We start from the raw sequence: 17762 nt of genomic DNA, 5'->3' as shown, positions 1-17762 counted from the left end.
ACACGGCGTCAGCGGGGGGCCGCAGCGGGTGACGAGCCCTGCTGAGCGCGGTTCCGGTTGAACTCCTCGACGTTCTTCGCGTGCTGCTCGGGGCTGTCGGTGAAACGGGTGTCGCCGGGGCTGACGGTGACGAAGTACAGCCAGTCGCCCTCGGCCGGCGCGGTCGCGGCGACCAGCGCGTCGCGGCCCGGATTGCCGACCGGGGTCGGCGGCAGGCCCTTGTTCAGGTAGGTGTTGTAGGGCGAATCGAGCTTGGTGTCGGCCTCGGTGGTGGTCAGGGTGTTGCGGCCGAGCGCGTAGTTGATGGTCGAGTCCAGCTGCAGCGGCATCTTGCGGCGCAGCCGGTTGTAGATCACCCGGGCGACCCTCGCCATGTCCTCGGGATTGTCCGCCTCGGCCTGGGCGAGGCTCGCCACCACGACCAGCTGGTAGGGCGCGACCCCGTTGTCGGCGGCGGCCCTGCGCACAGCATCCGCCCCGAATCTCTGCCCGGCCTCCTTCACCATCTGCCGGAGCAGGCCGAGCGCGGTGGTCTCCCCGGTGACCGGGTAGGTGGCCGGATAGAGGTAGCCCTCCGGGTTGCCGGCCGCCTCGGCCGGCAGTCCCAGCTCGGCGGCGTGGTCGCGGGCGGTGTCCCGGGTGGTGCCGGGCGCGAGCTTCAGCCGCTCGTCCACCGCGGCGAAGATCTGGGCGGCCCGCCGGCCCTCCGGGATGGTCAGCGCGTTGGCGTTGGCCGGGTCGAGCAGCACGTTCAGCGCGGAGGCCGCGGGCAGCTTCTGCTTCAGGGTGTACGTGCCGGGCTGGATCCGGTTGCCGGCCGGGCTCTTGGCGGCCGCCTCGGTGAACGCCTGGGTGCTGGCCACCACCCCGGTCCGCACCAGCTCCTGGCCGATCTGGGTGAGGCTGGCGCCCTGCACCACCGAGACCTGGACGGTGCCCGCCGTCCCGCCGCCCGCGAAGTCCGCCGCGGGCGGCCTGCCCTCCGGCCAGAGCAGCACCGTGGCCAGGACGGCCAGCCCCAGCACCCCGGCGAGTGCCAGCAGACTGAGGCAGCAGGCCAGCGCGCTGCGCAGTCGGCGCGGGTCGGGCGGCCGGACCCCGTACGGCCTGCCGGGCGGACGCCCCTCGGGCTCGGGGGCGGGCGCCCCGAGGTGGCCGGGGGTGAGCCCGGGAACGGTGTAGGGGTCGGTCACGCGGCTGGTCCTTCTCAGTCGCCGTCGGGGCGGATGGCGAGGGGCCCGTGCGGACGCGTCCGCACGGGCCCCCGGAAGGAAGCTAGACCAGGCCGATCAGATGACCGGTCCGACACTCTCGCCGGGTGCCCGGCCACTCACCCGTTCGGTCTCAAGGGCGTTCTGCAGGATGACCACGGCCGCCGCCTGGTCGATCACCGAGCGGCCCTTCTTCGCGGACTTCCCGGAGGCCCGCAGGCCGTGGGCGGCGGTGACCGTGGTCATCCGCTCGTCCACCAGCCGGACACCCACCGGGGCGATCAGCGCCGCCAGCCGCCCGGCGTACGCCCGGACCTTGGCCGCGGCCGGGCCCTCCTTGCCGCTCAGCGAGCGGGGCAGGCCGACCACGACCTCGATCGCGTCGTACTCCTCGACGATCTCCTTGAGCCGGGCCTGGGAGCGGCCCCCGGCGGGGACGGTCTCCACCGGCGTGGCGATCAGCCCGTCGGGGTCGCAGGACGCGACCCCGATCCGGGCGTCACCCACGTCGACGGCGATCCGCCGGCCGCGCCGGAAGACCTTCTCCTCGAACACCTCGGACATCAGGACGCGCGCTCCCCGACCAGCCCGCGGACGGCCGCGACGGCCTCGTCCACCGCGGACGGGTCGGTGCCGCCGCCCTGGGCGACGTCGTCCTTGCCGCCACCACCGCCGCCGAGCGCCTTGGCCGCGGTGCGGACCAGCTCGCCGGCCTTGATGCCGCGGGCACGGGCGTCCTCGTTGGTGGCGATGACGGTCAGCGGGCGGCCGTTCGCCACGGTGAAGGCGGCGACCACGGCCGGGCGGGAGCCCAGCCGGCCGCGGACGTCCAGCACCAGCTTGCGCAGCTCGTCGGCGCCCACGCCGTCGGCGACCCGGGCGGCGACCAGGGCGACGCCCCGGACGTCCTCGGCCGCGTCGGCCAGGCCGGCCGCCGCCGCCAGGACCTTCTCCGCGCGGAAGCGCTCGATCTCCTTCTCGGCGTCCTTGAGCTTGGTGAGCATGCCGGCGATCTTCTCCGGCAGCTCCTCCGGGCGGCCCTTGACCAGCTCGGTGAGCTGGGAGACCACGGTGTGCTCACGCGCCAGGAACTTGTACGCGTCCACGCCGACCAGTGCCTCGACGCGGCGCACGCCGGAGCCGATCGAGGACTCGCCGAGCAGCTTCACCAGGCCCAGCTGGGCGGTGTTGCCGACGTGGGTGCCGCCGCACAGCTCCTTGGAGAAGTCGCCGATGGTCACCACGCGGACCGAGTCGCCGTACTTCTCGCCGAACATGGCGATGGCACCCTGCTTGCGGGCCTCGTCCATGGTCATCACCTCGGCGGTGACGTCCAGCTCGCGGACCAGCACCTCGTTGATCTTCTGCTCGACGTCGGTCAGCACCGAGCCGGGCACGGCGGCCGGCGAGCCGAAGTCGAAGCGGAAGCGGCCCGGCGCGTTCTCGGAGCCGGCCTGGGCGGCCGTCGGGCCGAGCGCGTCACGCAGCGCCTGGTGGGTGAGGTGGGTCGCCGAGTGCGCGCGGGAGACCGCACGGCGGCGGTCGATGTCGATCGTCGCGTACGCGGAGGCGCCGAGCACGACCTCGCCGAACAGCACGCCGCCGGAGTGCACGGTCACGCCGGGCACCGGCTGCTGGACGTCACGGATCTCGACGACCGCGCCGGAGTCCAGCCGGATCCGGCCGTGGTCGGCGAGCTGGCCGCCGCCCTCGGCGTAGAACGGGGTGCGGTCGAGGATGATCTCGACCTCGTCGCCCTCGGTGGCCGCCGGCGCCGGGGCGCCGTTGACCAGCAGGCCGACGACGGTGGCCTCGCCCTCGGTGGCGGTGTAGCCGGTGAAGACGCTGGCGCCGGACTTGTCGGCGACCTCGCGGTACGCGGCGACGTCGGCGTGGCCCATCTTCTTCGCCTTGGCGTCGGCCTTGGCGCGGTCCCGCTGCTCCTGCATCAGGCGGCGGAAGCCGGCCTCGTCCACCTGGAGGCCCTGCTCCTCGGCCATCTCCAGGGTGAGGTCGATCGGGAAGCCGTAGGTGTCGTGCAGCTTGAACGCCTGGTCGCCGGAGAGCACCGCGCCGCCGGACTGCTTGGTCTCGGTGACGGCGGCGTCCAGCAGGTTGGTGCCGGACTTCAGGGTCTGCAGGAAGCTGTTCTCCTCGGCGGTGACGACCTGCTCGATGCGCTTGCGGTCGCTCTCCAGCTCCGGGTACTGCGGGGCCATCGCCTTGATGGTGATGTCCGTGAGCTCCTTGGCCACCGGGTCGGTGGCGCCCAGCAGGCGCATGTTGCGGATCGCGCGGCGCAGGATGCGGCGAAGCACGTAGCCGCGGCCCTCGTTGCCGGGGCTGACGCCGTCGCCGACCAGCATGATCGCGGTGCGGAAGTGGTCGGTGACCACGCGCAGCGAGACGTCCGACTTGTGGTCGCGGCCGTAGGTGTGGCCGGTCAGCTCGGCGGCGCGGTCGAGGATCATCCGGCTGGTGTCGATCTCGAAGAGGTTGTCGACGCCCTGCAGGATGGCGGCGAGGCGCTCCAGGCCGAGGCCGGTGTCGATGTTCTTGCTCGGCAGGTCGCCGAGGATCTCGAACCCGTCCTTGCCGTCACCGTGGCCGCGCTCGTACTGCATGAAGACCAGGTTCCAGATCTCCAGGTAGCGCTCGCCGTTGACGGCCGGGCCGCCCTCCTCGCCGTACGCGGGGCCGCGGTCGTAGTTGATCTCCGAGCACGGGCCGCACGGGCCGGGGACGCCCATCGACCAGAAGTTGTCCTTCATGCCGAGGCGCTGGATGCGCTCGGAGGGCACGCCGATGACGTCCCGCCAGATCTGCTCGGCCTCGTCGTCGTCCTTGTAGACGGTGATCCAGAGCTTCTCCTTCTCCAGGCCGTAGCCGCCGTCCGCGACGGGCGTGGTGAGCAGGTCCCACGCGAACTTGATGGCCCCTTCCTTGAAGTAGTCGCCGAAGGAGAAGTTGCCGCACATCTGGAAGAAGGATCCGTGGCGGGTGGTCTTGCCGACCTCCTCGATGTCCAGGGTGCGCACGCACTTCTGGACACTGGTGGCACGCGAGTACTGCGGCTTGACCTCGCCCAGGAAGTAGGGCTTGAAGGGCACCATGCCGGCGTTGACCAGCAGGAGGGTCGGGTCGTCGGCGACCAGCGAGGCCGACGGTACGACGGTGTGGCCGCGCTCCTCGAAGAATCGCAGCCAGCGGCGGCGGATCTCTGCCGACTCCATCAGTGGTCCTTCCGGTTCAGGGGGTGCTGCCCGCGGCTTCCGGAGCGCGTCGGGCGTCGTCTCAATGACTGTGCGGGGTAATGCCGTTGCTTCGGGTCGGAGGCAGGGCGGCCGCCGGGCGCCGGATCTCTCCGGGGGCCGGGACCGCCGTGATAGCTCGGTAGGTGGCGCGGCCGCGCAGCACCGTCCGCTCGCCGGGCGGGTCGACCACGGCGGTGCCGTCCAGACCGAGGTCCTCTCGGAGCTGGGCCTCGCGCTCGGCCATGCCGGCGCGGACGTCCTGGGCGAACCGCTTGGCCACGTCGCCGAGGTGCAGCGCGCTCCGGGCGGCGCTGCCCGACAGGCTGTCAGGGGTGAGGCGGTGCACGGCCTCGTTGGCCTTGTTCATGGCCCAGACGGTGGCGCCGGCGCCGACCGCCATCCAGAAGATGCGTCGTACCACGCTCGTCAGCCCCTCACGGCTCGCCGGATGCGGGAGACCACGCCGAACCCGCGCGGCGCGGTGACCGCGCGCACCTCGGCGCGGATCATCCGGGCCAGCGCCTCGCGCTCGGCGGCCTGCGCGGGCACCGTCACGGCGGCCTGCTGGCGGCTGACGGCCTTGCGGACGCCGTAGCTGAACGCCGCGACCTTCACCAGCGGCCCGCCGACGGTGGCCGCCACGGTGGAGGAGAGCGCGTTGGCGTTGGCCGCGGCCTCCTGGACGTTGGCGGTGATCTCGTCGACCCGCTCCAGCTGCTCGTTGGCGCTGCGGACGGCGGCGCCGGCCTCGCCCAGCAGCGGAACGGCCTGCTCGGTGACGGCGGAGACCAGGACGGCGGCCTCCCGCAGCACCTTGGAGAGCCGGACCAGCACGACGGCGAGCAGCGTGACCAGGACCGCCCAGAAGACGGCCACCAGAAGGCCGGCCAGCTCTCCCACGGACACCTTGCGCGCTCCCTCGCCTTGCCACACCGTCGACCGGCAGTGCACGGAGTGTCGCCTGCCAGTAGAACCCTATCGCGACTGCCGCCCCGCGCCCGACGGGATATCGCTTCCACGGGCCGCGCCGCCTGCCGCGGAACCCCGGCCACGGCCACCGCACCGACGGCGTCGCGGTCCGGTCACGCGGCGTAACCTACCGGCGGGTCACCTCGTTGGGTGGGTGGCCCGCGTCCGGCGGGCTCCGCGGTTCGGGTCCAGTTCGGGAGCGTACGTGTCCAGCGAGTCGGCAGCACCAGGCGATCGGAGGGCGGCCGGCGGGCTGCCCGCCGAGGTCACCAGCTTCGTCGGCCGTGAGGACGAACTGGATCTGCTGGCCGAGCAGTTGGCCTCGGCGCGGCTGGTCACGGTGACCGGGCCCGGCGGGGTGGGCAAGACCCGGCTGGCGATCCGGGCGGCGGCCGAGGCGGCCCCCGCCTTCCCGGACGGCGCGCACCTGGCCGAGATCGGGCAGGTCCAGGACGGGCTGCTGCTCGGCCACGCCGTCCTGGAGGCGTTGCGGATCACCGACCACACCGCCCGCCCGCCGCTGGAGGTGATGCTCGACCAGCTCGCCGACCGTCGGATGCTCCTGCTGCTGGACGGCTGCGAGCACCTGGTGGACGCCTGCGCCGAGCTGGTCGGGGCGCTGCTGCGGGCGGCGCCGGGCGTCCGGGTGCTGGCCACCAGCCGGCAGTCGCTGCGCGCCGAGGGCGAGCACCTGCTGCCGCTCGCCCCGCTGGCGGTGGAGCCCCCGGCCACCGGAGCCCCGTCCGAGGCGGTGGAGCTGTTCGCCGACCGGGCGGGCGCGGTGCTGCCCGGGTTCGCGCTGACCGCCGCCAACCGGCCCCAGATCACCCTGCTCTGCCGCCGGCTGGACGGCATCCCGCTCGCCGTCGAGCTGGCCGCCGCCCGGCTGCGCGCGCTGTCCGTCGAGCAGATCATCCACCGTCTGGACGACCGCTTCCGGCTGCTCACCGGCGGTGCCCGCACCGCCCCGCCGCGGCAGCAGACGCTGCGCACCACCATCGGCTGGAGTCACGAGCTCTGCACGATGCAGGAACGTTTACTCTGGGCGCGCCTGTCGGTCTTCGCGGGCGGCTTCGACCTGGACGCCGCCGAGTACGTCTGCGCCGGCGACGGCATCGACGCCGACCGGATCCTGGAACTGGTCGACGCCCTGGTCGACAAGTCCGTCCTGTTCAGGGCCGACGGACCGGCCGGCCCCGGCGATCCGGCCCCGGCCCGCTTCCGGATGCTCGACACGCTGCGCGAGTACGGCGCCCACTGGCTGCGCGCCACCGGCGACGACGGCCGGCTGCTGCGCCGGCACCGCGACTGGTACCTGGGCGTGGCCAGCTGGGGCGAGGTGGAGTGGTTCGGCCCGCGCCAGGCCAAGACCGCCGAACGCACCCGGCTCGCCCACGCCAACCTCCGCGCCGCGCTGGAGTTCTGCCTCACCGAACCCGGCGAGGAGCAGCTCGCCCTGGTGCTGGCCGGCACCCTCTGGTTCTACTGGGTCGGCTCCGGTCACCTCGGCGAGGGCCGGCACTGGCTCGACCGCGCCCTCGCCCTCGCCCCCGAACCCACCGAGGCCCGCGCCAAGGCCCTCTGGGTCACCGGCTACATGGCCACCCTCCAGGGCGACCTCACCCGGGCCCGCCCCGCCCTGGAGGAGTGCCGCCGCCAGGCCGTCGACACCGGCGACGACCGCGCCCTCGCCTACGCCGTCCACCGCCAGGGCTGCGCCGCCCTGATCGGCGACGAGCCCGCCCGCGCCGCCGAGCTCTTCGAGGAGGCGCTGTGGCACTACAACGCCATCGGCGAGCTCAACAGCAACGTCCTGATGGCGATGTTCGAACTCGGGGTCGCCCACCTCTTCCTCGGCGACACCGACACCGGCGACGCCTGGATCGACCGGGTCCGGGAGATCTGCGAGGAACACGGCGAGCAGTGGGCCTACGCGTACGGGCTCTACGCCATGGCGTACTCGAAGTGGACCAGCGGGGAGATCCGGCTGGCCCGCTCGTACGCGCGGGAGTGCGTCCGGCTCAACCACCTGTTCCGGGACCTGCTGGGGATCGTGCTCGCGATGGACGTGCTGGCGCTGCTGCAGACCGAGGGGCCGGGGGCGGACCTGGTGGAGGCGCGGGTCCTCCAGGGGGCGGCGCACCGGATCTGGCAGGCGGTGGGGACGCCGTTCTTCGGGTCGCGGACGTTCAACGGGCCGCACCTGGAGTGCGAGCGGCGCGCCCGCGCGGGGCTCACCGAGGCGGAGTTCACCGACGCCTTCCGCCACGGGGGCTCGCTCGACCTCGACGCCGCCGTCAGCCGCGCCCTCGGCGCCGACCGCCCCACCCCGGGCCCCCGCCCCTTCCGCCCCACCCCCGTCCCCACCCCCTGACCCTCCGGAGCACTCGGGCGACCACCATCAGGGGCGCGTGGGGGAATCTCCAGTGGTTCACCCATAGCAATCGTGAAAAGGGCCGAGCCCCCTGCAGCCGGGGCTGCAGGGGGCTCGGGTGAGCAGTGCTCGCGGGTCAGCGCGAGTAGTACTCGACGACGAGCTGCTCGTCGCAGACGACCGGAACCTCGCGACGCTGCGGCGCGCGGTCCAGGCGGAAGGCCAGGGCCTTCAGGTTGACCTCGAGGTACTTCGGGGTCTGGCCCTCGCCGGCGTTGCCGCCCTCGCGAGCCACCTGGAAGGGGACCTTCTCCTTGGACTTGTCCTTGACCGTCACGACGTAGCCCGGCTTCATCTGGAACGACGGCTTGTTGACCTTCGAGCCGTTGACCTCGATGTGGCCGTGGACGACCATCTGACGGGCCTGGTAGATGGTGCGGGCGATGCCCGAACGCATGACCAGCGCGTCGAGGCGGACCTCCAGGAGGCCGACGAGCGCCTCACCGGTCTTGCCCTCGACCTTCTTGGCAGCCTCGAAGGCGCGAGCCATCTGCTTCTCGCTCAGGTCGTACTGCGCGCGCAGACGCTGCTTCTCGGTCAGACGGACCTTGTAGTCAGAGTTCTGCTTGCGGCCACGGCCGTGCTGGCCGGGCGGGTACGGGCGGGCCTCGAAGTACTTGACGGACTTCGGGGTCAGCGGAACGCCCAGGGCACGAGCGATCTTGACCTTGGGGCGCTTCTGGTTCGCCATGGAACCATTACCTCTTTCGGTGTGCGAATACGGCTGTCACCAGGTGTTGACGGAGGCCGCTCGTCGCGACCCGGAGAAAAACCGTCCGCAGGGACGGTCAGCCGCTCTCCGAGCCGGGCACAGTGTGCTTGCACACGGGAGGCCCACCGCCGCGAGGTGGTGGGCTGCCCGCGACACCGAATCCGGTGCGCGACGCTCCTGGAGGCTCCCGGGGGAGCCTCATGGCCGGTGCCCCGCTGGTGCGGCCGGTCGGTCGGGCTGACGCCCGCCGCCGTGCCCGGGACAAGGCACTTCGCACCAGTGTACCGCCCGCCCCGGCCCGGCTCTCCCGCCCCCGCCCTGCCCCCCGTCCCCCGTCACCACGGCCGCGGGGCGCGACCTGCGACCTCAGCCGTCGCCGCGCCCCCGCAGCCGTGCCCTGGTCCACTCCACGATGTCCGCGTACCGGGCCTCTCCCCCGCGCCGGGTGGGCCGGTAGTAGTCCTTGCCGTGCACGGCGTCCGGCGCGTACTGCTGCTCGGCGATGCCCTCCGGCAGGTCGTGCGGGTACCGGTACCCCTTGCCGTGGCCGAGCTTGCCCGCGCCGCCGTAGTGGGCGTCCCGCAGGTGCGGCGGGACGGCGCCGGCCAGGCCCTGCTTGACGTCGGCCAGGGCGGCGTCGATCGCCAGGTACGCGGCGTTGGACTTCGGCGCCAGCGCCAGCGTGATCGCCGCCTGGGAGAGGATGATCCGCGCCTCCGGGAAGCCGATCAGCGCCACCGCCTGGGCCGCGGCCACCGCCGTCTGCAGCGCGGTCGGGTCCGCCAGGCCGACGTCCTCGCTGGCCGAGATCATCAGGCGGCGGGCGATGAACCGCGGGTCCTCCCCGGCCTCGATCATGCGGGCCAGGTAGTGGAGGGTGGCGTCCACGTCGCTGCCGCGGATCGACTTGATCAGGGCGCTGGCCACGTCGTAGTGCTGGTCGCCGTCCTTGTCGTAGCGGACGGCGGCCTGGTCCACGGCGGTCTCGGTGGTGGCCAGCGAGATCTCGGCCTCGCCCTGCTCCAGGGCCGCGCCGGCGGCCGCCTCCAGGGTGGTGAGTGCCCGGCGGGCGTCTCCACCGGCCAGCCGGACCAGGTGGTCCTCGGCCTCGGCGCTCAGCGCCACGCTGCCGGCCAGCCCGCGCTCGTCGGCGACGGCCCGGCGCAGCAGCACCCGGACGTCCTCGTCGGTGAGCGGTTCCAGGGTGAGCATCAGGGAGCGGGAGAGCAGCGGGGAGATCACCGAGAAGTACGGGTTCTCGGTGGTGGCGGCGATCAGGGTGACCCAGCGGTTCTCCACGGCGGGGAGCAGGGAGTCCTGCTGGGCCTTGGAGAAGCGGTGGATCTCGTCCAGGAAGAGGACCGTCTCGCGGCCGCTCATGCCGACCGCCCGCCGGGCGCCCTCGATGACCGCCCGGACCTCCTTCACGCCGTGCGTGATCGCCGACAGCTCGACGAACCGGCCCTCGACCGCCTGGCTGATCACGTGCGCGAGGGTGGTCTTGCCGGTGCCTGGCGGGCCCCAGAGGATCACCGAGCTGGTGGCGGCGGGCCCGCGGGAGCCGGAGACCAGGCGGCGCAGCGGCGAGCCGTCCTTCAGCAGCCGGCGCTGGCCGGCGACCTCGTCCAGGGTGCGGGGGCGCATCCGTACGGCGAGCGGGGCGCGGCCGGGCTCGGCGGCCTGGCGTTCCTCGGCGGCCGCGGTGAAGAGGTCCGGTTCATCCACACCGGAAGCCTATGCGAGTGCGACGACACCCCGGGCTGCCCGCATGCACTCCGAGCGCACCTCCACCGCGCCCCGGCCCGCGCCCGAGCGCGCCGCCCCGGCCCGGACACGCCCGCCGCTCCGGTGGCCTTCCCCGCGAACCGGTCGGACACCTGCGTGCGCTACGTTTCCCCCCGAACGGGCAGTCCAGGGGGGAAGGGACGAGAGGTGGCCGCGACGCACGGGCACGAGCACGGACAGGAGCGCGGGGACGGCAGGCCGGCCGCCCAGGGCGAGGTCGCGCTGGCCCGGCTGGCGCTGGCGGACGGCGACCTGGGCCACGCGGCCTCACACCTGGGCAGCGCCATCGAGCTGGACCCCGAGCTGCCGGAGGTGCACGAGGCGCTGGCCGAGCTGACCGTCCGGTCCGGGGGGCCCGCGGGCGCGTTGGAGCACTTCCCGCTGGACGACCCGACCGTCGGCGCGGTCGCCTGCCACGCCCACCTGTGCGCCGCCGACGGCCGGTGGGACCAGGCGATCGGCCTGCTGGCGGCGGTCCTGCGGGAGCAGCCGGACCGGCCGTGGGCCTCGGTGGCGTGGCTCGGCCACCCGGACCTGCCGGCGCTGCTGGACCCGGAGTCGGCGCAGCTGGCCATCGCCCGGGTGGTGGGCGGCGGTCTGCGCGATCCGCTGCAGCCGGAGGTGGCGGAGGCGCTGCGCCCGTTCTACCGGGCGATGAGCGACTGCGTGGCGGCCTCGCCGGACCATCCCGGCCTGCTCACCATGGCCTCCGGGCTGGCCCGCCGGTTCGGGGACCCGGAGACGGCGGTCGGCTGGGCGCGGCGCGCGCAGCGGGCGGCGCCCTCGCACACCGGCGCGGTGATGCTGGGGTATGCGCTGCGCTCGGCCGGACGGCCGGAGGAGACGCTGGAGGTCTGGGAGGAGGAGCTCGCCCGGGATCCGTCCGACCTGTCACTGCACGTGGACGTCGGCGAGCTGTACGCCCAGCTGGGCCGGCCCGCCGAGGGCCTGCCGTGGATCGAGCGGGCGCTGGCGGTGGAGCCGCTGCACCCGCAGGCCGCGCCGGCGCTGCACGGCGTCCGGTACGCGCTGGACGAGGACGGCGGCCACCTCGCGGCGCTGGTGGACCACCTGCGCGAGCACCCGGAGCACGGCTACGCCTCGGCGGTGCTGGCGCAGTGCAGCGAGCGCCGGCCGTGGCTGGGGCACGTGGCCCCGGCCGGGGAGTCGGTGGTCGACGCGATGCACCAGGTGCTGGAGCACGAGGGCGCGGTGGCCGGGGAGTGCGCGGTGTCGGCGCTGGAGGCGCCGAGCGCACTGCGGACCTTCCGGGCGGCGCTGCCGGGTTCGGAGCTGACAGTCCGCTCGAACCCGGAGCCGGACCTGCGGGAGCCGCTACGCGAGGTCGGGCTGCGGGTGTGGCGGTACGAGGGGCTCCTGGCCCGCCCTGCGGTGGAGCCGCCCTCGGCCCAGGCGGCGGCGCTGGTGCGCTCGGTGACGGAGCTGCGCTGGTCGCACCTGCTGGCCGCGTACGACCACGCGGTGGCGCTGTCCTCGCTGTCCGCCGAGGACCTGGTGGGCTGTCTGGCCTTCCCGCCGGACCCGGACGGCAACGAGCACGGGAGCCTGGTGGCCGCCCGCTGGCCGGACATGTGGGTGCGGTCGGTGCAGGTCTTCGCCTGTCTGGGCCTGACCCACCACCGCACCGACCAGCCGTGGGCCGGGTCGGACCGCCGCCGGCTGCTGCACGACCTGCTGTTCGGCCCGGAGGACTGGGTGACCGAGGCGGCCGCGGTGGCACTGGTGGTGGTGGCGTGGACGGATCCGGCGGCCCGTCAGGACGCCGCCGAGCTGGTGGCGTTCCGGACGCTGGACGCGGTGAAGGCCTCGCGGACCCGGGCGGTCACCGTCCTGGGGTCGCTGTGCCGGCTGACCCTGGCGATGCCGGGGCTCGGGCCGGAGGTGACCGGGCTGGCCCGGGAGGTGCTGGCGGGTATGGCCGGCCCCGAGGAGCCGGACGGCCGGGAGAAGGAGGCGCGGGCCCGCCCGCTGCCGGGCGGGCGGCCGCGCCGGCGGTGGCGCTGGTTCGGCTGGCTGCGACGCTCCTGACCGGCCGGCTCCCGTACGGGGCCCGGAGGCGAGCGGGCGACCCCCGCCCCGAGCGGTCAACGGCGAGCGGGCGACCCCCGCCCCGAGCCGAAGGGCCCGCCGGTGTCGAAAGGGAGGCGCGAGGGAGCGACGCAGGAGCGAGGGAGCAACGACCGTCGGCGCCGGGTCGGGAGGGCCCGGAGGCGAGCGGGCGACCCCCGCCCCGAGCCGAAGGGCCCGCCGGTGTCGAAAGGGAGGCGCGAGGGAGCGACGCAGGAGCGAGGGAGCAACGACCGTCGGCGCCGGGTCGGGAGGGCCCGGAGGCGAGCGGGCGACCCCCGCCCCGAGCCGAAGGGCCCGCCGGTGTCGAAAGGGAGGCGCGAGGGAGCGACGCAGGAGCGAGGGAGCAACGACCGTCGGCGCCGGGTCGGGAGGGCCCGGAGGCGAGCGGGCGACCCCCGCCCCGAGCCGAAGGGCCCGCCGGTGTCGAAAGGGAGGCGCGAGGGAGCGACGTAGGAGCGAGGGAGCAACGACCGTCGGCGCCGGGTCGGGAGGGCCCGGAGGCGAGCGGGCGACAAAGCCGTTCGCCGACGGAACGTCAGAACGCCGCGGGTGGCGGACCGGCAGCCCCCTGTTCCGCCGGTACCCCGCCCGCGGCGGATGATCAACTCTCCTGCATACCCACCCTCGGGGTCCAATAGTCGGATCCATACCCTGAGCGCATGGATATCGACACCCGACTGCTGCGCTACTTCGCGGCGGTCCACGAGGAAGGGCAGCTGACCGGCGCGGCGGCCCGGCTGTCGGTCAGACAGCCGACGCTGACCCGGCAGATCAGACAGCTGGAGGCGCAGCTGGGCGTGGAGCTGTTCCACCGCTCGCGCGCCGGGATGACCCCGACCGCGGCCGGCGCCGCACTGGCGGAGCGGGTGGGGCCGCTGCTGGCGGACTGGACCCAGGCCGTACGGGCCGCGCAGGAGGCCGCCGATCCGGCGGTGGGCACGCTCCGGGTGGGGTTCGAGGGCAGCATCATCAACCTGATCGGGCGGTCCACCATCGAGGACTTCGGCCGCCGGATGCCGGGCTGGCGGGTCCGGCTGCGGCAGAACAACTGGTTCGACCCGACCTCGGGCCTGGGCACCGGCGAGATCGACCTGACCCTCTGGCACGCCCCGTCCAACATCACCGACCGCTATGCCTGCGCAGACCTGGGCAGCGAGGAGCGCTGGGCGGTACTGCCGGCCGACCACCGGCTGGCCGACCGGGAGGAGCTGGACCTCGCCGAGCTGCTGGACGAGGAGTTCGTGGCGGGCCCGCGGGAGGCCGCGTTCTGGCGTGACTTCTGGCTGGCCGCCGAGGAGCGCCGCGGCCACCCGGTACGGATCGGCGCGGTGGCGCACAACGCCGACGAGTGGCTCACCGCGGTGGCCTGCGGCCAGGGCATCGGCTTCGCGCCGCGGTCGATGAGCCAGCTGGCGCCCCGGCCGGACGTGGTCCACCGGCCGGTGCGCGGGTTGAGCCCCTGCCGGGTGGGGCTGTACTGGCCGCTCGGCCGGCCGGCGACCCCGGCGATGGCGGCGTTCGTCCGCAGCTGCCGGGCGACCGTCCGGGTCGACGGGACGGCCGGCGGGACGGCCGGCGGGACGATAGAAATCGGGACGATCGAGGGCGGGACCACCGCCCGGGTGGGTCAGACCGAGCTGAACGGCGCCGGGTAGCGGCAGACGCCGTGCGGCCGGCCGTCGTAGCCGGCCAGCGGCAGCGCCTGGAGGTACTCCTCGTTCCCCGGATACGGGCCGGTGACCTGGTGCCGGGCGGCCGGCACGAACCCGAACCGGGCGTAGTAGCCCGGGTCGCCCAGGACCACCACCAGCCGCTCCCCCGCGGCGTCGGCGGCCTCCAGCGCGGCCCGCACCACCGTGGTGCCCACGCCCTTGCGCTGCCACTCGGGCGCGACCGCGACCGGGGCGAGCGCCAGCGCCCACCCGTCGCCCACCTGAAGCCTCGTCAACAGTGCGTGGCCGACGACGAGTTCACGCTCGTCCACGGCGACCACCGACAGCTCGGGCAACCAGGCCGCGTCCCGGCGCAGCGCGTCCACCAGGTCGGCCTCCTCGGGGCCGGGGAACGCCGCCATGTGGACGCGTCTGGTCGCCGGAGCGTCGGACGGGATTTCGACTCTGGTACGGACGGCCATGTTCGACCCCTCTGCTTCGCACACCGTTGTGCACCGGCCCCGGGCGGTGCGAGCCTACCGTGCGGCAGGTCACACCGGCCGGGGCCGGATGAATCGTGATGGACGGGCCGGTCAGGCCTTGGGCTCGGCCTCCGCCTTGGCCGCCTCGCGGGCCTTGGGCTGCGCGTCGACGCCGGCCTCGCGGCGCTGGGCCGGGGTGATCGGGGTGGGCGCGCCGGTCAGCGGGTCGCCACCGGTGCTGGTCTTCGGGAACGCGATGACGTCCCGGATCGTGTCGTACCCGCCGAGCAGGGTCACCACACGGTCCAGGCCGAGCGCGATGCCGCCGTGCGGCGGCGGGCCGTAGTTGAAGGCGTCCAGCAGGAAGCCGAACTGCGACTGCGCCTCCTCCTCGGAGAGGCCGATCGCGTCGAAGGCCCGCTTCTGCACGTCCCGCTGGTGGATACGGATCGAACCGCCGCCCAGCTCCGAGCCGTTGAGCACCAGGTCGTACGCGTTGGAGAGCGCGCTGCCCGGGTCGGTGTCGAAGGTGGCCAGCGACTCGGCGGTCGGGGCGGTGAAGGGGTGGTGCACGGCGTGCCAGCCGGCGAACTCGCCCTTCTCGTCCTCGATCGGCTCGAACATCGGGAAGTCGACCACCCAGAGGAAGGCCCACTGCGACTCGTCGATCAGGTCGCAGCGGCGGCCGATCTCCAGGCGGGCCGCGCCCAGCAGCTCCTGCGAGGCGGCCTTCTTGCCGGCCGCGAAGAACACCGCGTCGCCCGGCTTGGCGCCCGCGGCGGCGGCGAGGCCGGCCAGGTGCTCCTCGGAGAGGTTCTTGGCGACCGGGCCGCGCAGCTCGCCGGTCTCGGCGTCGACCAGCACGTAGGCCAGGCCGCGGGCGCCGCGCGCCTTGGCCCAGTCCTGCCAGGCGTCCAGCTGCTTGCGCGGCTGCGAGGCGCCGCCCGGCATGACGACCGCGCCGACGTACGGGGCCTGGAAGACCCGGAACTCGGTGCCCTTGAAGTACTCGGTGAGGTCGGTCAGCTCCTGGCCGAAGCGGACGTCCGGCTTGTCGGAGCCGTAGCGGGCCATCGCGTCGGCGTAGGAGATGCGCGGCAGCGGGTTGGGGACCTCGTAGCCGTGGACCTCGCGCCAGATGGAACCGACGATCTTCTCGCCGAGGGCCAGGACGTCCTCCTGGTCGACGAACGAGGCCTCGATGTCCAGCTGGGTGAACTCCGGCTGCCGGTCGGCGCGGAAGTCCTCGTCGCGGAAGCAGCGGGCGATCTGGTAGTAGCGCTCCATGCCGGCCACCATCAGCAGCTGCTTGAACAGCTGCGGCGACTGCGGCAGGGCGTACCAGTGGCCCGGCTGCAGGCGGACCGGGACGAGGAAGTCGCGGGCGCCCTCGGGGGTGGAACGGGTGAGGTACGGCGTCTCGATGTCGAGGTAGTCGTTCTCCTCCATCACCCGGCGGATGATGTTGTTCACCTTGGAGCGCAGGCGCAGCGCGCGGGCCGGGCCCTCGCGGCGCAGGTCCAGGTAGCGGTAGCGCAGCCGGACCTCCTCGTTGACCGAGCCGGGCTCGTACTCGGCCACCGGGAACGGCACCGGGGCCGCCTCGGAGAGCACCTCGATCTCGCTGACCACGACCTCGACCGCGCCGGTCGGGATGTCCGGGTTCTCGTTGCCCTCCGGGCGGACCCGCACGTCGCCGACGACCTTGACGCAGTACTCGGAGCGCAGGCCGTGCACCGACTCCAGGTCGCGGACCACGATCTGCACGGTGCCGGAGGCCTCGCGCAGGTCGATGAAGGCCACACCGCCGTGGTCACGGCGGCGGGCGACCCAGCCGGCCAGGGTGACGGTGGTGCCGGCGTGCTCCGCGCGGAGCGTGCCCGCGTCGTGCGTGCGGATCACAGCTGCTTCTCCTTCAGGGTGGGTACGAGCGCCTCAAGGGCGACGGGGGTCTGCTCGCCGGACTCCATGTCCTTGAGCTGGACGACGCCTTCGGCGAGGTCCCGGTCGCCCGCGATCAGGGCGAAGCGCGCACCCGACCGGTTGGCGGACTTCATGGCGTTCTTGATGCTCTTGACGCCGAAGGCGAGATCGGTGGCCACGCCCGCCCGGCGCAGCTCGGTCACCTTGGTGAAGAGCACGTTCTTGGCCTCCTCGCCGAGCGCCACGGCGTACACCGAGGTGGTGGCGGGCAGGTCGAGGGCGATCCCCTCGGCCTCCATGGCGAGGAAGGTACGGTCCACCCCGAGGCCCCAGCCGACCGAGGGCAGGGCCGGGCCGCCGAGCATCTCGGACAGGCCGTCGTAGCGGCCGCCGCCGCCGATCGCGGACTGGGCGCCGAGGCCGTTGTGCACGAACTCGAAGGTGGTGCGGGTGTAGTAGTCCAGGCCGCGGACCAGGTTCGGCGCGTCCTCGAAGGCGATCCCGGCGGCCGTGAGCAGCTCGCGCACCTTCTCGTCGTACGCCTTGCAGTCCTCGCAGAGGTAGTCGCGCAGGCGCGGGGCGTCGGCCAGCTGGACCTGGACGTTCTCGCGCTTGTCGTCGAGCACGCGCAGCGGGTTGATCTCGGCGCGGCGGCGGGTGTCCTCGTCCAGGACGAGGGTGCGCAGGAACTCCTGGAGCGCGGCCCGGTAGACCGGGCGGCACTGCTTGTCGCCGAGGCTGTTGACCAGCAGCGCGTAGTTCCGCAGGCCCAGCGAGCGGAAGGCGTCGTCGGCCAGGATGATCAGCTCGGCGTCCAGCGCCGGGTCCTCCGCGCCCAGCGCCTCGGCGCCGACCTGGGAGAACTGCCGGTAGCGGCCGGCCTGCGGGCGCTCGTAGCGGTAGAAGTTGCCCGAGTACCAGAGCTTGACCGGCAGGTTGCCCAGCTTGTGCAGGCTGGCCTGGAGGGTGGCCCGGACCACCGAGGCGGTGCCCTCGGGGCGCAGCGCGAGCTCCTCGTCGCCGCGCTTGGCCAGGGTGAACATCTCCTTGGTGACGATGTCGGTGGACTCGCCGACACCGCGGGAGAACAGCTTGAGGTCCTCGAAGACCGGCGTCTCGACGTACCCGTACCCGGCCCGGCGCAGCGGCGCGCTCAGGCGGTCGCGGATCGCCTGGTACACCGCGGAGTTGGTCGTCGGGAGCAGGTCGTAGGTGCCCTTGGGGGCGGTGAAGGTGCTCAACTTCTCTT

The 17762-nt window shown here is 73.7% G+C and carries 13 protein-coding genes; 3 read left to right on the top strand and 10 right to left on the bottom strand.

The features are described 5' to 3' along the window. Window positions 1–8: 8 nt before the first annotated feature. From mltG to ABWK59_RS28675, 5 genes are all read right to left on the bottom strand, one after another. Window positions 9–1193, bottom strand: coding sequence for an endolytic transglycosylase MltG (gene mltG / locus ABWK59_RS28695; protein WP_354643533.1), 1185 nt, complete (start codon window positions 1191–1193; stop codon window positions 9–11). Window positions 1194–1289: 96 nt separating this feature from the next. Next, entirely contained in the window at window positions 1290–1775 is a 486-nt protein-coding gene (gene ruvX, locus ABWK59_RS28690) for a Holliday junction resolvase RuvX (RefSeq protein ID WP_354643532.1), read from the bottom strand. Then, entirely contained in the window at window positions 1775–4444 is a 2670-nt protein-coding gene (gene alaS, locus ABWK59_RS28685) for an alanine--tRNA ligase (protein ID WP_354643531.1), read from the bottom strand. The genes ruvX and alaS overlap by 1 nt, the downstream gene beginning before the upstream one ends. 61 nt (window positions 4445–4505) lie before the next feature. Next, window positions 4506–4886, bottom strand: coding sequence for a DUF6167 family protein (locus ABWK59_RS28680; protein WP_354643530.1), 381 nt, complete (start codon window positions 4884–4886; stop codon window positions 4506–4508). A gap of 5 nt (window positions 4887–4891) precedes the next feature. Beyond that, the gene (locus ABWK59_RS28675) at window positions 4892–5371 is read right to left on the bottom strand and encodes a DUF948 domain-containing protein (RefSeq protein ID WP_354643529.1); all 480 of its coding nucleotides are present in this window, start codon (window positions 5369–5371) and stop codon (window positions 4892–4894) included. A gap of 268 nt (window positions 5372–5639) precedes the next feature. On the opposite strand from ABWK59_RS28675, the gene ABWK59_RS28670 reads away from it, so the two are divergent. Then, window positions 5640–7808, top strand: coding sequence for an ATP-binding protein (locus ABWK59_RS28670; protein WP_354643528.1), 2169 nt, complete (start codon window positions 5640–5642; stop codon window positions 7806–7808). A gap of 136 nt (window positions 7809–7944) precedes the next feature. Here ABWK59_RS28670 and rpsD read toward each other — a convergent pair whose 3' ends face one another. Continuing rightward, window positions 7945–8559, bottom strand: a complete 615-nt coding sequence (rpsD, locus tag ABWK59_RS28665; protein WP_354643527.1) for a 30S ribosomal protein S4 — start codon at window positions 8557–8559, stop codon at window positions 7945–7947. A gap of 387 nt (window positions 8560–8946) precedes the next feature. Next, a complete protein-coding gene (locus ABWK59_RS28660; protein WP_354643526.1) occupies window positions 8947–10305 on the bottom strand; it encodes a replication-associated recombination protein A in 1359 nt (452 codons plus the stop codon). Window positions 10306–10512: 207 nt separating this feature from the next. On the opposite strand from ABWK59_RS28660, the gene ABWK59_RS28655 reads away from it, so the two are divergent. Both ABWK59_RS28655 and ABWK59_RS28650 read left to right on the top strand, forming a co-directional pair. Beyond that, window positions 10513–12414, top strand: a complete 1902-nt coding sequence (locus ABWK59_RS28655) for a tetratricopeptide repeat protein (RefSeq protein WP_354643525.1) — start codon at window positions 10513–10515, stop codon at window positions 12412–12414. 701 nt (window positions 12415–13115) lie between these two features. Continuing rightward, window positions 13116–14111 carry a LysR family transcriptional regulator gene (locus ABWK59_RS28650; protein ID WP_354643524.1) on the top strand — a complete coding sequence of 332 codons (996 nt, stop codon included), beginning with the start codon at window positions 13116–13118 and terminating at the stop codon, window positions 14109–14111. Here ABWK59_RS28650 and ABWK59_RS28645 read toward each other — a convergent pair. The 3 genes from ABWK59_RS28645 to hisS form a co-directional block, all read right to left on the bottom strand. Then, window positions 14084–14590, bottom strand: coding sequence for a GNAT family N-acetyltransferase (locus ABWK59_RS28645; RefSeq protein WP_420492867.1), 507 nt, complete (start codon window positions 14588–14590; stop codon window positions 14084–14086). The two genes, ABWK59_RS28650 and ABWK59_RS28645, sit on opposite strands and share 28 nt — an antisense overlap. Before the next feature lie 111 nt (window positions 14591–14701). After that, entirely contained in the window at window positions 14702–16492 is a 1791-nt protein-coding gene (gene aspS / locus ABWK59_RS28640; RefSeq protein WP_354643522.1) for an aspartate--tRNA ligase, read from the bottom strand. Then, window positions 16489–17754: a histidine--tRNA ligase gene (hisS, locus tag ABWK59_RS28635; protein ID WP_354643521.1), complete on the bottom strand. Its 1266-nt coding sequence runs from the start codon at window positions 17752–17754 to the stop codon at window positions 16489–16491. The genes aspS and hisS overlap by 4 nt, the downstream gene beginning before the upstream one ends. Between the last annotated feature and the right edge of the window lie 8 nt (window positions 17755–17762).

The sequence above is a fragment of the Kitasatospora sp. HUAS MG31 genome, from assembly GCF_040571325.1.
Taxonomy (GTDB): domain Bacteria; phylum Actinomycetota; class Actinomycetes; order Streptomycetales; family Streptomycetaceae; genus Kitasatospora; species Kitasatospora camelliae.
Note: the sequence above shows the minus strand (reverse complement) of the source record. Positions and strands in the feature narration are given on the sequence as shown.

Coding starts and splice junctions, on each gene's coding strand:
- ruvX (WP_354643532.1), bottom strand. CDS start 1,775: ATGTCCGAGGTGTTCGAGGAGAAGGTCTTCCGGCGCGGCCGGCGGATC.
- alaS (WP_354643531.1), bottom strand. CDS start 4,444: ATGGAGTCGGCAGAGATCCGCCGCCGCTGGCTGCGATTCTTCGAGGAG.
- rpsD (WP_354643527.1), bottom strand. CDS start 8,559: ATGGCGAACCAGAAGCGCCCCAAGGTCAAGATCGCTCGTGCCCTGGGC.
- ABWK59_RS28650 (WP_354643524.1), top strand. CDS start 13,116: ATGGATATCGACACCCGACTGCTGCGCTACTTCGCGGCGGTCCACGAG.
- ABWK59_RS28645 (WP_420492867.1), bottom strand. CDS start 14,590: ATGGCCGTCCGTACCAGAGTCGAAATCCCGTCCGACGCTCCGGCGACC.